Origin of the sequence: Hymenobacter psoromatis (assembly GCA_001596155.1) — a bacterium.
Classification (GTDB): Bacteria; Bacteroidota; Bacteroidia; order Cytophagales; family Hymenobacteraceae; genus Hymenobacter.
The window spans coordinates 4729641-4744728 of the sequence record CP014771.1; the positions used below are offsets into that span (position 1 = coordinate 4729641).

General features: G+C 65.3%; 9 protein-coding genes. 3 read left to right on the forward strand and 6 right to left on the reverse strand.

Annotation, left to right across the window (positions count from 1 at the left end; genetic code table 11):
* Nucleotides 1-435: 435 nt before the first annotated feature.
* From A0257_20095 to A0257_20105, 3 genes are all read right to left on the reverse strand, one after another.
* Nucleotides 436-1767, reverse strand: a complete 1332-nt coding sequence (locus tag A0257_20095; protein ID AMR29167.1) for a hypothetical protein — start codon at nucleotides 1765-1767, stop codon at nucleotides 436-438.
* 221 nt (nucleotides 1768-1988) lie between these two features.
* Complete coding sequence (locus A0257_20100) at nucleotides 1989-4472, reverse strand: hypothetical protein (protein AMR29168.1); 2484 nt, start codon at nucleotides 4470-4472, stop codon at nucleotides 1989-1991.
* Nucleotides 4473-5148: 676 nt separating this feature from the next.
* Nucleotides 5149-6372, reverse strand: a complete 1224-nt coding sequence (locus tag A0257_20105) for a hypothetical protein (GenBank protein AMR29169.1) — start codon at nucleotides 6370-6372, stop codon at nucleotides 5149-5151.
* Between the two features lie 617 nt (nucleotides 6373-6989).
* Between A0257_20105 and A0257_20110 the strand changes: the two genes are divergently transcribed.
* Nucleotides 6990-8009, forward strand: a complete 1020-nt coding sequence (locus tag A0257_20110; GenBank protein AMR29872.1) for an arabinogalactan endo-1,4-beta-galactosidase — start codon at nucleotides 6990-6992, stop codon at nucleotides 8007-8009.
* A 146-nt stretch (nucleotides 8010-8155) separates the two neighbouring features.
* Here the strand turns inward: A0257_20110 and A0257_20115 are convergent, their stop codons facing one another.
* The gene (locus tag A0257_20115) at nucleotides 8156-9622 is read right to left on the reverse strand and encodes an epimerase (GenBank protein AMR29170.1); all 1467 of its coding nucleotides are present in this window, start codon (nucleotides 9620-9622) and stop codon (nucleotides 8156-8158) included.
* 108 nt (nucleotides 9623-9730) lie between these two features.
* Here A0257_20115 and A0257_20120 point away from each other — a divergent pair, with 108 nt between their 5' ends.
* The gene (locus A0257_20120; protein AMR29171.1) at nucleotides 9731-10603 is read left to right on the forward strand and encodes a hypothetical protein; all 873 of its coding nucleotides are present in this window, start codon (nucleotides 9731-9733) and stop codon (nucleotides 10601-10603) included.
* 129 nt (nucleotides 10604-10732) lie between these two features.
* Nucleotides 10733-11248 (forward strand): hypothetical protein, encoded by a 516-nt coding sequence (locus A0257_20125; GenBank protein ID AMR29172.1) that lies wholly within the window; start codon nucleotides 10733-10735, stop codon nucleotides 11246-11248.
* A gap of 30 nt (nucleotides 11249-11278) precedes the next feature.
* On the opposite strand, the gene A0257_20130 is transcribed toward A0257_20125, so the two are convergent.
* Together A0257_20130 and A0257_20135 are read right to left on the reverse strand one after the other, a co-directional pair.
* The gene (locus tag A0257_20130; protein AMR29173.1) at nucleotides 11279-13081 is read right to left on the reverse strand and encodes a hypothetical protein; all 1803 of its coding nucleotides are present in this window, start codon (nucleotides 13079-13081) and stop codon (nucleotides 11279-11281) included.
* A gap of 138 nt (nucleotides 13082-13219) precedes the next feature.
* Complete coding sequence (locus A0257_20135; GenBank protein ID AMR29174.1) at nucleotides 13220-15055, reverse strand: hypothetical protein; 1836 nt, start codon at nucleotides 15053-15055, stop codon at nucleotides 13220-13222.
* Between the last annotated feature and the right edge of the window lie 33 nt (nucleotides 15056-15088).

The window sequence follows — 15088 nt, forward strand, 5'->3', positions numbered from 1 at the left end:
GCTACCCCCTCATTTTTTGAGGGCCGCCGCTGATGCCCGCCAACCGTTCGCTTCCAGTGCCCGAACTCTTGTGATGACACCCGGAACGACCGCGCACGCACCCCGAACGACCGCGCACGCACCCGGAACGACCGCGCACGCACCCCGGACGACCGCGCACGCACCCGGAACGACCGCGCACGCACCCCGGACGACCGCGCACGCACCCCGGACGACCGCGCACGCACCCCGGACGACTGCGCACGCACCCCGGACGACCGCGCACGCACCCCGGACGACCGCGCACGCACCCCGAGTCATTGAAACGAGGGGGTAGGAGCTTGGGAGCGAGTGCCAATGGCTTCGCAACAAGTAGGGAGCGGGGCTTGTCCCCGCCCGGCGTTGCACGATGCGCAGTTGTTTCGTTCCACGAGGGGCGGGAGCAAGCCCCGCCCCCTACTCCTTCGTTAACACGAAACTGCCCCCGCCCTGCCGGAGCGTAAACGTGGGTGTAGCCGCGTCGAACTCCATGCGAATGCCGGCCGGGTCGAACTTAAACACGCCCGCACTCACCGGCTCCAGCAGCAGCGCGCCCTGCCCGGTGGCCTGCGCCTGCAACGTGCCCTTGTCGGTAGTTACCGTGATTTTCAGCGCAAACCCAGGGCTGGCGTAGGTGCCGGCGTAGCGGGCGAGGTCGGCGGGGGTAGGCACGTAGGTGCTGGCCCGGAAATCCGGGATTTTGTAGGGCTGGCCAAAGTAGAGGCTGAGCGCCGCCGTTTGCAGCTCCTCGGGCGAGAAAGAGCCGCCATTGCTGCAAACCGCCACCGCCAGCTTATCGGCCGGGTAGTAGGCCCCCACCGACCGGAACCCGTCGATGCTGCCGTTGTGGCCGTAGCCCTGGTGCGGCCCGAAAGGCATCCGAAACATGGCCCGGCCGTAGCCATCGCGCACGTCCTCCATCGCCGCCAGGCTGGCCGCCGACACCAGCTTACCCCCGAACAAAGCCGTTAGAAACTGGTCGAGGTCGGCGGGCGTGGACACGATGGCACCCGCGCCGCCGGGCACGCTCATGTCGGTTTCGGTCTCGGGCTGCCAGCTGTCGGCCTGCCATTTATAGGAGAAAGCTTCCTGCTTTTGGAGTGAGATTTTGCCGCCGTAGTAGGTGTTTTGGAGGCCAGCCTTCGCCAGCACGCGCTTTTGCAAAGCCTGGGGGTAAGGCATTTTCGTAAGCTTTTCCACGAGGTAGCCCAGCAGCACGAAGTTGGAGTTGCTGTACGCGGCCTTGGTGCCGGGCGCAAAGTCGGGGGCCGGCTGCGCGATGAGGGCCACCATCTCGGCCGGCGAGTGGGGCTGGGTCATGTAGCTCGCGAAGTTTGCGCCCCCGGTGAGGTTGTGGATGCCGCTGCGGTGGCTCAGCAGCTGGTCCACGGTGATATCCTGGGCATTGGGCACCTGCGGAAAAAATGTGGCTAGCTTCGTGTCCAGCGTCAGCTTTTTCTCCTCAATAAGCTGAAAAATCATGACCCCCGTGAACATCTTCGTGATGGAGCCGATGCGGTAGCGCGTGGCCACCGTGGCCGGGGTAGGGGGCACCACCTGCGCCTCGCCAAAGGCGCGGCGGTACACCACTTTTCCGTCGTGCGAGAGCGCCAGGCTACCCATCAGCTTATGATTGGCCGCCAAAGAGTTGAGCAGGCTATCGAGCTTGGCGGTGTTCAGGGTTTGGGCCGGGGCGGCAAAGCTGCCGAGGGCCAGCAGGGCGGTGGCGAGGGTAAAGCGTGTTTTCATCAAGGGTTGAGAAAAAGGGAGGGGGTAGGGACTGGCGGGTACATCGCCGGGGCCGCAAAATAATTACGGGCAAGACTCGTGCAGCCAAAACGCAACACCCCGTCGCCACCCACCGCCCTATAAGGTTTCGCGCCAGGCGGCGGGCAGCAGCAGGATGCTACGTTTCAGCTTGTTTTCAGAGCAGGTAGTTAAGGGCTGTTATGCCGTCAGCGTCGCCCTCCCTACCCCCCGAAGCCGCCGCCGCCGCTCGGCGCGTTGTCAATGCGACCAGCCTTGGCCTTGGTGGCCCCGATGTACCAGGTGAAGCCCAGCCAGCCCACGCGGGTCTCATACTTGTTGCGGAGGCTGGTTTGCAGCTCGGGCGTGGCCAGCTCCGTGCGGCGCACCTGGGTGTTGAGCAGGTCCGAAACGCGCAGCGTGAGGGCGGCGCGCTCGCTGAACAGGCGCTGGCGCAGGGCCAGGTCGAGGCCGCCGGTGGCCAGCTGCCGGCCCTGGGCGGTAAGCACCGCCGAGCGCACGGTGCCGGTGAACTGGACGTCGAGGCCCTTGCGCGGCGTGAAGGAATTGGCGAGGCGGGCGGTGCCGGCCAGGGCCGAGCGATTGGCCGCGTTCTCGGCGTTGGTGGCAATCTGGGAGCGGTAGAGCGAGCCGCTGGCCGACACGCGCCACCACTTGGTGAGCGGCTGCGCCCAGGTCATTTCGAGGCCCAGGTTGGTGGTGCTGCCCAGGTTCTGGAAAGTGGTCTGGGTCACTACCCCCACGCCGGCCGTGCGCGTCGCCACGGTGTCCACGAAGCGGAGCTGCTGAATGGCCTGCTGCGTGAAGCGCGCAAACACGGTGCTCGTGATGCTGGCCCCGCTCTTCAGATTCAGCTGGTGGCCCAGCTCAATATTATGGCTGAACTCGGGTAGCAAACCGGGGTTGCCCTGGCGGTAGGAGCGCGGGTCCTGGTAGAATTGTAAGGGCAATTGCTGCATGAAATCGGGCCGGTTCAGCCGCCGGGCGTAGCTGAACTGCAGGCGGCTCTGGCCGGGCTCCTTGGCCAATTCCTTCGCCACGGTGGCCGAGGGAAAGAAGTTGACGTATTGCCGGTTCACGCTGGCCCGGCCATCGGTTAGGCTGCCATTAATAAACGTGGCCTCGCTGCGCACGCCACCCTGGGCACTCCAGCCGTGGGCCAGCTGTTGCGAATACGTGGCGTAGGCGGCCGGCAGCACGTTGTTGAACACGTAATCGAACGAGCGGGCCGGGTCGCGCCTAAACTCCCCGTTGCTGTCCACGGTGGGCGCGAGCAGCGCGATGCTGCCCGTGTTGTGGCTGGCCTGCATCTTGAAGCCCGTCTCAAATTTGCCCTTGCCATCAGCGCTCGGCCGGGTGTAGTCCAGCTGCCCAAAATACAGCTGCACCTGCACCGTCTGGTCCTGCCGGAAACCACCCAGCCCCGTGCCGCTCAGCGTCTGCAGCACCGGCACGGTAGCATCAATGAGCACCGCCCCGCCGCTGGCGGTCAGCTCGCGGCCCTTGTGCGCCTCCCAGGTGTGGCGGTAGTCGGCCGAAGTTTGCAGCACCTTCACCTGCACGTCGGAGGTTTGCAGGCCCTGCTGCACCAGGGGGGTAGGCGCGCCCACAGGCTGCTGGGTCAGGGTCTGGTTGATGGTTTCGCGCTCGCGCTGGTACTGCGGCTCCACGCTCACGCTCACGGTCTGCTCCTTGTTCAGGTCGTAGGTCAGGCCCAGGCTGAGGTTGTGGTTCTGGTTGCGCTGGCTGCCCTGGCCCGCCTGCGTCGTAAACAGCGAGCTGCCATCGGGCAGCAGCGCGGTTTGGGCGCTGGTGCTGTGGCTGCGGTAGGTTTGGTCGTTGCCGTCGTAGCCCAGGTTCCAGGTGGCTTTATTATGGTGCCGGCTCAGGCTCAGACTGGGCGAATACTTCGCGTGGTTGCCCACCACCAGGGCCGCCTGGCCGTTCCAGCCCTCCTTTTTATTCTTCTTGGTGATGATGTTGATGACGCCCGCCCCGCTGGCATCGTACTTGGCCGAGGGGTTGGTCATCACCTCAATCTGCGAGATTTGCGAAGCCGGAATCTGGTCCAGCCGCGGCCCCGGCCCGCCGTTGCTGGTGCCCGCCGGCTTGCCATCAATGAGAATCGTCAGGTTGCTGGACCCGCGCAAACTCACCGTGCCGGTGGCGTCCACGGCCACGGCGGGCACGTTTTGCAGCACGTTCACGGCCGTGCCGCCCACGCTGCTCAGGTCCTTCTCCACGTTAATCACCGTCTTGCCCAACTCCTGCTGCACCACGGCCTGCTGGCCGGTCACCCGCACCTCGCCCAACTGCTGGCTGCCGGCGCGCAGCTTCAGCCGCCCCAGCGCCACGTTGGCCTGGCCGGGCACCACCCGCACCGCCTGCACTAGGCTTTGGTAGCCCAGCGCCAGCACCCGCAGCCGGTAGGCTCCGGCCGGCACCTGGGGTAAGGCAAAGGTGCCATCGAGCGCTGTCTGCCCGCTGGCCACCAGGGCCGTATCGGCCGCCTCGGCGTGGCGCAGCAGCACCGTGGCGAAGGGCAGCGGCTCGGCAGTGGCCCCGCCATCCACGGCGGTGCCGCTGACGGTGGCGAGGGGGGTAGGGGCCGTTTGAGCCGCCATTGTCAGCGGCAGGCCCAGGGCGGCCAGGAAGAGTAGCGAGTTGATTTTCAAGGCGTAGTTCATGGCGCGAAGAATGAAAAAGGCGTTCAGGCAAGGGCATGGCGATTCCGTTCCCAGCCGGCCGCGGTTCCGGTGGGGAGAGAAATGCTGGAGCCCGGTGCCGGGGCACGCAGGCAAAAATGAGGGGTAGGCTGACTAGCGGGCTAGCCGAGGGGGGTAGGCCGTAAGGGTTTCCGGCGCAACCCAGCGGCCCGGTTGGCGACTGGTAGCTACCTCGCTGGTGGCGCAGCTAGGCGCGGCCAGGTTGTAGGTAGTAAGGTGGTACTTGGCTTTTGATAGAACAAACTTACAACAGGTACTTTGTTTCGCATAGTACTGCTGTGAAATATTTTTACTAAACTGCACTGCCAGCATTTAAAAGCAGATTTTCAGTTGAAAAAATGCTGGGGTAGGGAACCCAAGTCTTCTAAACCTGCTTAACTTTTCCCGACTACCATCCCATCCCGTCAAACGTTACAACGAGCCAGATGAAAAAACCGGAACTGGGGTTGCCCCGGCTCCGGTTTTTTCATCTGGCCCCCAAGGTGTAGGGTGCGGGGCTTGTCCCCGCCCGGCGTTAAACGAATCCAGCTCCAATCGTTCAACGCCGGGCGGGGGCAAGCCCCGCACCCTACGCCAGCCATACTCCGGCAAGAAAAACAGCTTTAGCCGCTATCCAGAGGCATAACGGCCAACTGCCTCAGCGAGCGCCCGCGCACTGGAACGCGTGCCCGATACTCAGCAGGCCCATGCCCGCCAGTAACAGCCGGCCGTAGCTGTCGTGCAGGTGGCCCGGCGAGTCAAACTTTATGCCGGCATCCAGGGCCAGTAAGAGCAGCATAGACACTGGATAAATGAATAACTGGAAGGCCGACCGAAGCGCGAGGGCGGCCAGCGCGCGCCCCAGGTCGTAGAAGGGGAGCGCCAGGGCTAGGCCCGCCAGCCAGCACACGGCCGGCTGGCGGGCCGGCACCAGCCAGGCCGCTACCAGCACCCCCAGGCCCACCAGCATCCCGTACTGCGATGCCAGCGCCCGGTCGTGGTAGGCCGTGAGATAGGGCCGGGCGGCCGGGTCGCGGCGCAACTGCAATTGGGCGGGTAGCTGGAGCGCGCTCAACACCGGAAAAAACAGCAGCAAAAGCCAGGTCTGCCAGGGCCGGCGGCCGGCCGGGTAGCCCCGCCCCACTTCTGCCAGCGCTAAGCGGGCCATCAGCCACTTCATCAGGCGGCGCTCCAGGCGGTAGGATGCGTAGCGGCGCAGCAGCACTTCAACCACGCCCACGCGGGCCAGTGCGAAGTCAGGGTCGAGCCGCAGCGCCTCGCGGTAGTGGGCCAGGGCCTCCGCGTCGCGGTTTTGATTGAGCAGTAGTAGGGCCAGGTTATTATGCGCTTTGGGGTTGGCGGGGGCTACCCGCAACAGCTGCGTATAAGTGGCCTGGGCTTCCGCGTCGCGGGTCAGCTCAGCCAGGCAAATGGCCCGTTGCAGGAGGCAGTCGGCGTGGGTAGCGTCGAGAACCAGCCCGGCATCGGCGGCCGCCAGGGCCGGGGCCAGCTGATTTTGCTGGTAGAGGATGCTGCTCTCAATGGCGTAGAACTGGGCCTGGGCCGGGCCGAGGCGAATGGCCTCGCGCACGCACGCCAGCGCGTCGGGCAGGCACTCCCGGCTGAGTTCGAGCCAGGCCAGGCCGAGGATAAAGTGGGCATACGCCCGGTCCGGGGCCAGGCCCACGGCCGTTGCGGCCGCCTGGCGGGCATCGGGTATCTCCCCCTGGTCAAACAGGCTTTGGGCCAGCAGCAGGTGGGCATCCGGGTCATTAGGCTCCTGGGCCAGTCGCTCCCGCGCCAGCTGGGCGGCTTGCGCGGGGCGGTTCAGGGCCCGCAGCTGCTCGGCGCGGCTTAGCCAGTCGGTAGCGGCATTTTCCATAAGGGTTGCCTACGGCCAGCGTCGGCGCGAGTTCTTTGGGCCGAACCAAAACGCGCTGCCGAAGCCAAGTGCTGCCGCTGGTTACACGATAGGTGCCGTCAAGTACAGGACTTACGCAAAGTGGGTAACATAACGCCCCGCTGGGGCTGAAAAAACGGCTCTTTGCGTAAGTCCTAAAGTAGCAAAGCCTCGGCCGCCGCCTACCGCCCGTAGCTAATCTTTGGGCCGGCTGGCCGCTCTTTAGCCGGGCCAGTGGCGCGCCCGACGAGCGGACAGCCGGCCAAAAAGCCGGCAGCCCGCCGCACAGCCTGCTTCCTAAACAGCTTCAATAAGTACTCACCACGGTTCAAGCTACCGCCCAAAAAATGACAGTTTTTAGCTAATTTCCCCTCAAATGCGCCCGACCTCCCACGGGTTGCCTGGCGCTTAGCCAAGGCAACCCGCTCGGGCAATTTGGGGGTAGGGGCCTGTGTTTCTGGATGAGCTGGATATTTTTGTCCCGCTGGCCAGGGCAGTTCCGGCTGTTTTCGTCCGGCCTGCTGTTGCTTCCCTAGCGCCCGCCATAAGAGGCCCTTTACATTCCTAATGTCATGCTAAAACGCTTTTTTTGCGCGGCCCTGTTGCTGGGCGCGGCCAGCTTAGTGGCCCCGGCGGCCTCGGCCCAAACCTTTGCCAAAGGGGCCGACGTGGGCTGGCTCCAGCAGATGGAGGCCACGGGCTACGTGTTCTACAACGAGCAGGGGCAGGCCCAGGACTGCCTGGCCATTCTTAAAGACCAGGGCATTAATGCCATCCGGCTGCGGGTGTTCGTCAACCCCTCCAACGACAAAGCCAGCGGCCATTGCAGCCCCGCCGAAGTGGTGGCGATGGCCAAGCGCGCCACTGACCAGGGCTTTCGGGTGATGATTGACTTTCACTACAGCGATACTTGGGCCGACCCCGGCAAGCAGGCCAAGCCCGCCGCCTGGGCCAGCCACTCCTTCGCGCAGCTGCTCACCGACGTGTATGACCACACTTTTAGCACGATGACGATGCTGAAAGCTGCGGGCGTCGCGCCCGAGTGGGTGCAGGTGGGCAACGAAATTCCCGGCGGGATGCTCTGGCCCGAAGGCAGCACTAAAAACTTCCTCCAGCTCACCCAGCTCATCAACAAGGGCTACGAGGCGGTGAAGGCCGTGAGCCCTACCTCCAAAGTGGTCGTCCACCTGGACCGGGGCAACGATAACGCGCTGTACCGCAACTTCTTCGATAACCTTACCAAAAACGGCGGCAAGTTCGATGTCATCGGCATGTCGTACTACCCCTTCTGGCTCAAGCAGGACTACACCGCCTCCATCGCCGACCTGCGCGCCAACCTGCTCGATATGGTGGCCCGCTACCCCGGCAAGGAAGTAGTGGTGGCCGAAGTGGGCAACGACTACACGAAAGTGCAAAACACTTACGATATGCTGATGGCCACTCAGCAGGCCGTGCGCGCCGTGCCCCAGGGCAAGGGCCTGGGCGTATTTTATTGGGAGCCCGAAGGCGCCAAAAGCTGGAGCGGCTACCAGCTCAACGCCTGGAGCGACGATGGCAAGCCCTCGCCTGCGCTCAAAGCCTTCCGGGCTGGCCCGACACCGGCCAAAAAAGCCAGGTAAAAAAGGACGGTCATGCTGAGCTTGTCGAAGCATCTCTACCGCGTAAGTAATCTTAACGTTTGAGGCTGGTTACGCGGTAGAGATGCTTCGACAAGCTCAGCATGACCGTCCTTCTAGGCGGTTTAACGCTGTGCGAGATTCAAAAACTATCGCCCGTAGCTTATCAAATTCTCCACCATGCCCTTGAAAATGATGCCGTGAAAGGGCAGCACCGAATACCAATACAGGCGGCCCAGCAGGCCCTCGGGGCGGTAGGCGGCGAGCTGCTCCAGGGCGTGGCTGCCGTCGGGGTTGTCCACGATGCGGAATTGCAGCCACGCCTCGCCGGGTAGCTTCATCTCGGCATAAAGTAGCAAGCGCCGGGCGGCGGGGTCGGCCACCAGCACGCGCCAGAAATCGAGCGGGTCGCCGGCCCGCAGGTGGTTGGGCGAGCGCCGGCCGCGGCGCAGCCCTACCCCCCCCACCAGCTTGTCCATGATGCCGCGGATGCGCCAGAGCCAGTCGGTTTTGTACCAGCCGCGGTCGCCGCCAATGCGCCAGATATTGTCCAGCACCTCGGCCACCGGCCGCGTAAAAGTGCGCCGCTGCCGGTCGAAAAACATCCCGTTTTTGGGAATCTGAATGGCGTTCATGTAGTCGGGGCGCAGGGTGCCGCTGCTCATGGCATCGCTCCAGCTGCTCACCACCTCATTCTGCTCGATGCGCCGGAAGGCCAGCTTCAGCGCCTCGCGGTAGCCCATGCAGGCGTGCGGCACCACCCGCGCGATGCTGCGCGCCGGGTCCACCACGGTGTCGTTCTTGAGACTTTCGACCAGGCTTTGGGCCAGTGAAAACGAGGTGCTCGTGACCAGGTACAGCCACCACGACGAGAGCCGGGGCGTGAGCACGGGCACCGTGACTATCCAGCGCCGGTAGCCGCGCACGGCGGCCAGGCCCATAAGCATCTGCTTGTAAGTCAAGACATCAGGTCCGCCCAAGTCGAAGCGCTGGCCCAGGCAGGCGGGATTATCCAGCACGGCTTCGAGGTAAAACATCACGTCGCGGATGCCCAGCGGCTGGCAGCGCGAGTTAAGCCAGCGCGGCGTCACCATCACCGGCAGCTTCTCCACAATGTCGCGGATTATCTCGAACGACGCCGACCCCGAGCCGATAATAATGCTGGCTCGCAGCACCGTGAGCTGCGCCGTGTGGGCGCGGCCCAGCACGTCTTCCACCGCGCTGCGCGAGCGCAGATGCACGCTCAGGTCGTGGTCGTTGGCAATGCCCGAGAGGTAGATAATCTGCCGCGCCGTGGTGCGGTCTATATACTCCGTAAAGTTTTGGGCCGAAGCCTGTTCCAGCTGAAAAAAGTTTTCCCCGCCCTCGCCGCTCATTGAATGCACCAGGTAGTAGGCCGCGTCAATATCGGGGGGTAGGGCGGCCAGGGTGTCGGGCTTCAGCAGGTCGGCCTCTAGCACCTGCACCAGCGGGTGCTGGCCTTCGGGCAGCGTGTCGGGCAGGGCGAAGCGGCGGGCATCGCGCACCAGGCACACTACCTGGTGGCCGGCGGCGGCCAGCACCGGCAGCAGCCGCTGGCCAATGTAGCCGGTGGCCCCGGTGAGCAATATTTTCATGGGCGGGAAAGCAAGGGGTAGGAACGGGTCGGAACGCGGAGTAAGAACGTGAGAATAACGCACTTGTTTGCCGGCGCTGCCCCGCCGCTGGCCCGTACTTTTGTGACCATGCCTACTTCCTGCCCCCTCGCCCTGGCTGCGCTTGCCCTGCTGCTGGCCCCCGCCGCCCACGCCCAAACCCCGCTCACCGTGCCCCAGCCCAGCCCGGCCGTCAACATCCGCGAGGCGTTCTCGACCTCGTTCGTGGAGCTGAACTACTCGCGGCCGTCGCTGAAAGGCCGCACCGCCTTCGGCGGGCTCGTGCCCTACGACCAGGTGTGGCGCACGGGGGCCAACACGGTTACCAAAATCCGCTTTGGGGAGGCCGTAACGCTGGGCGGCCAGGCCGTGCCGGCCGGCACCTACGCCCTGCTCACCATCCCCGGCAAGGCCAATTGGACCGTCATTCTCAACCGCGACACGGCCCAGTGGGGCGCGTATGAGTACAAGCAAAGCCTCGACGTGCTGCGCGTGTCCGCCAAGGCCACCAGGCTGGCCAACCCGCAGGAAAGCCTGAGCATCAGCCTCGAAAACCTGCGCCCCGCCGCCGCCGACATTACCCTGACTTGGGAGCGGGTGCAGGTGGCCTTACCCCTCGCCGGCAACCCCGACCCCATCGTGCTGGCCCAGATTCGGGAGGCCATGAAGGGCGAGAAGAAGCCCTACATCACGGCCGCGCAGTACTACTACAACTCCAACCAGCCCGACCTCACGCCGGCCGTGGGCTGGCTCGACGAATACATCAAAACCACGCCCGCCTCGGCCTACTACGGCTACTACTGGAAGGCTAAGCTGCTACAAAAGCAGGGCAAAAACCAGGATGCCGCCGCCGCCGCCCGCAAGTCGCTCGACGCGCTCGGCACCAACAAAAACGAAATCGCCCGCGCCGAATATACCCGCCTCAACACGCAGCTGCTGAGCGAAGTGGGGGGTAGGAAATAGCCATCTTGCCCGGCCGGGCGAGGCTATCAACTTCAACGCCAACCAACTCGTATTCAAAGAGTAAATCAGTAGTTTTTAGCTGCATATTACTAGAAAGTCGGCTCCCTGTCATTCTTTTCTGCCCCGCTTATGTCCGCCTCTGCCCTCCTGCGTGCTACTGTGCTGTTAATCATCGGCTTATTCTTCCTCTACGCGGGTATTTTCAATCCGCACATGATGAACGAAGGAGCCACCAGCGCGCCCACCGTCAGCGAGGGCACCAGCCGGCTCTTTGACCTGGCGGTGGGGGTAGGCGGCGTGCTGTTCGGCCTCTGGGTAATCCGGCGGCAGTTGCGCAACGCGCCCCAGCCCCTGGTGTTTGGGCCGCAAACGAGGGTGCCGTTGGCGCTGGCCGGGGTGTTGGGTCTAGCAGCGGTCGGGTATGTGGTCTGGCATAATGCGCACCAGACGCACGTGCCACCCACCCGCCACGAGCAGCCAGCCAGTCCCGCCCCTGCCGCGGACGCCGGCCCCGCGCCGGCTCCCGCACCCTTGCCGCCCACTGCTTCAGGTGAGGAGCCAGCATCAACCCCCGGCCCGTTGCCGGCTGCCGTGCCGCAGGCGGGCGGCCCCGCGCCGGCTCCCTTGCCGCCTACTGGCAAGTAGAGCCAGGTTTTTGCAGGGGGTAGGGGCCGCTTAGCGCGCGCCGCGCCACGCTTTTTTATCTTCCCACACGCGCCTCTGCAAGGCGTGCCCCAGCAGTTCTTCGGCCGACTTAAAGCGCTCGGTGACGGCCCCGCCCGCCCGCTCGTAGGCCAGGTAGGGTAGGGCTCCGGCGGCCGGTTCGTAGGCGTACAGCAGGCCCTGGTCTTCGGCCAGGTAGAGCCGGGATGCGGCGGCCGGCTCCGCCAGCCGCCAGGCCAGGTTGGTGGCCACGAAATCACGCACGCACACGGTGGGCTCGGTAACGAGGGGGTAGGGACCGCTGCCGTAGATGAGCAGGTCGTCCCAGTTCAGCCCGTCAACCAGGCGCAAAAACGTGAGGTAGCCGGCTGGCACGGGTAGGCCCAGCGCGGCCCGCGCGCGCGTCTGCAACGCGGCCAGGGTCACTTCGGAAGCTCGGGGCTGCAACACGGCTTCGTAGGCTTGCAACCAAGGAACCACTTGGGCGAGGGTCCCGGTCAGCATTTTGTGCAGCTCCCAGCTGATATGTTCCTGGTCAATTTGGTCGAGCACGGCCGGGTCCAGAGAGGAGAGGGAAGGGCTCTGCGCTCGCTGGTCCGGGCTACCTCGGCTAATAGTAACGCCTAGCATGTCAATATAAGACTGTTCCATCCGAAATTGGCCGCCGCGCTCATAGAACAGAATAAGTGGCTCGTAGAGGTCGGGCAGGGCCAGTGCCCGCACGGCGGGGTAGTTTTTCAGCGCTTCCCAGTGCACATAAAACCGGCAGGTGCTGTCTATGTGACGATTAGCCAGGCGTCGGCTGTCTAACTCCTTATACAGGGTAATTACCTCTTCTTCCAGCGGGTCGGTCCTGGGTTGCTCGTAGTCCAGATGTGCATAGCCGGGCAGCGTGCTGTCCACTGCGGCGGGTACCAGGTTTAGCCCGTGGACGGGTAGCGTGAGCCGGGTCGCCGCGTCGAACCAGGGCCAGCCAACTTCACCCAGCTCAAGCGCCACCAGCGCCGCCCGATGCAGATACTCTTGCATCAAGGCTATCTGGGAGCCCAGGCGTTCGTGGTCGTCGGACTGGTTCCACTCGATGTTATTTATGCGCACGAGAGCAGCCCGCGCGGCGGGGAAGTCCAGCACCGGAACCGGCAGGTAGTCGAGGACCTCAAGCCCGTTGGCGCGGATGCGCTCGGCGTCCTCCGCGCTGGGCTCCGGCGCGGCCTGTCGCAGCAGCTCCAGAAACCGATTTAGCAGGGTGCGGGCCATCGTGCCGTCCACGCGGACCAGCGGCGGCAGCAGCTGGCTGGCCAGGTAGAGCTGGCCCGCCAGCTGGGTGCGGGACAGGGCCCTGCTCACGGCTGGCCCCAGCTCCGCGGCCAGGGGCGGCTCCAGGGCCAGCAGGGCGGCTTTCAGGCCCGACTCAAAAAAGCACGGGCCGTACAGGGCCAGCAGCTTGCCCAACACGCGCAGCTGCGCCGGCCGCTCAGTTCCCGGCGCAAGGCCGTAGAGGCCCACGGCGCGGGCCATTTCGTCGTACCCGTTGTCGTAGCCCCCCATTGGATGCGGGGCCAGCGCCAGCCGCTGGTCCACGCGCCCATCTATCAGCTGTTCCAAATGCCGCAGGCCCTGGGTATCGCCCCAGGCCGTGAGCACCAGGGCCGCTTGGTAGGCCAGGTACTCATCGGGGCTGCCTAGCAGCGCCCGCGCCGGGTTCAGGCGAGCGGGGGGCACCGGGGCTAGGCGCTGCACGCCCGCGAGGCCAACGACGCGGCCGGCGTCATCCTCGTAGAGTAGGTGCTGGATTTCGGCGGAGTAGAGCGGCATGTCGCAGACAGAATTAAGTGAAAGTATCCACGCGGCAGCCGGCGAACCCCAATAATGCCGCAGGCGGGTGGCCCCGCGCCGGCTCCCTTGCCGCCTACTGGCAAGTAGAGCCAGGTTTTTGCAGGGGGTAGGGGCCGCTTAGCGCGCGCCGCGCCACGCTTTTTTATCTTCCCACACGCGCCTCTGCAAGGCGTGCCCCAGCAGTTCTTCGGCCGACTTAAAGCGCTCGGTGACGGCCCCGCCCGCCCGCTCGTAGGCCAGGTAGGGTAGGGCTCCGGCGGCCGGTTCGTAGGCGTACAGCAGGCCCTGGTCTTCGGCCAGGTAGAGCCGGGATGCGGCGGCCGGCTCCGCCAGCCGCCAGGCCAGGTTGGTGGCCACGAAGTCGCGCACGCACACGGTGGGCTCGGTAACGAGGGGGTAGGGACCGCTGCCGTAGATGAGCAGGTCGTCCCAGTTCAGCCCGTCAACCAGGCGCAAAAACGTGAGGTAGCCGGCTGGCACGGGTAGGCCCAGCGCGGCCCGCGCGCGCGTCTGCAACGCGGCCAGGGTCGCTTCGGAAGCCGGGGGCTGCAACACGGCCTCATAGTCGTGCAGCCCGGTGGCCGCCTGGGCGAGCAGCCGGGCCAGCATTTCGTCCAGGCTGCGCCGGGTGTAGTCCTGGTCGATTTGGTCGAGGGTGGCCGGGTCGAGGGAAAGGGGCGAAAACTGAGCAGCCTGGGCGGAGGTGCTTCTACCCGTCATGGTACTGCCGAAGTCAATGTAGTCGCCGTGCTCCATCCGAAACCAGCCGCCGCGCTCGTACAGCACAATGAGCGGCTCGTAGGGGTCGGGCAGGCCCAGCGCCCGCACGGCGGGGTGGTGCTTGATGGCCTCCCAGCGCAGGTAATAAAAGCAGCTTCGGCGCATGTGATACGTAAGGTGGCCGGCCGACAACCGCTGCGATAAGGCAAGTACCTCGTCCTCCAGCGGGTCAACGCCGGGACCCCAATACGCCGGCTCATCTTCGAGGAGCGAGTAGCCGGGCAGCGTATAGTCGTACACATCATGAATTGGCTCCGGACCCGCGCTCCCATCCTCGTCCGTGTCGGCCAGCCAGGCGGCGGCGTCGAACCAGGGCCAGGCTACCTGGTACGAGCGAAACTGCCGGACTGCCTCTATCACCAGGCCCGCCCGGCGCAGGTACTCGCGCATCAGCGCCTGGGCTGACCCCAGCCGGTGGTGGTCAGGCTCGCCCCACTGGATGTTGCCCACGCGCGCGATGGCGGCGCGCACGGCGGGGCGGTCCAGCGCCGAAACCGGCAGGTAGCCGAGGGCTTCGAGCACGTTGGCGCGAATGCTATCGGCCTCTCCCGCGCTGGGCTTCAGCGCGGCCTGCCGCAGCAGCCCCGGAAACCGGTCGAGCAGCGTGCGGGTCGCCGCGCTATCCACGCGGGCCAGCGGCGGCAGCAGCTGGCTGGCCAGGTAGAGCTGGCCTTTTTCCTGGGTGCGGGCCAGCGCCGCGCGTATGGCGGGCCCCAGCTCCGTGGCTAGGGGCAACGCCAAATCCAGCAGGGTGGCTTTCAGGTTCGACTCAAAAAAGCACGGGCCGTACAGCGCCAGCAGCTTACCCAGGACGCGGAGCTGCGCCGGCCGTTGGGCCTCCGGCGAAAGGCCATACAGGTCCACGGCCCAGGCCATCTCGTCGTACCCGTTATCGTAGTCCCAGATTCGGTGCGGGGCCATCGTCAGCCGCTGGTCCACGCGCCCGTCGATGAGCTGCTCCAGGTGCCGCAGGCCCGTGGCATCGCCCCAGGCCGTCAGCACCGAAGCCGCCTGGTAGGCCAGGTACTCGTCGGGGCTGCTCAGCAGTGCCCGCACCGGGCCCAGGCGGGCGGTGGGCACCGGGTCCAGCAGCTGCACTTTATCAAGGCCGATGACGCGGCCGGCGTCATTTTCGTAGAGTAAATGCTGAATTTCCGGCGAGTAAAGGGCCATGAGACGTAAGGACGTTGGTCGCCCGCCCAGACG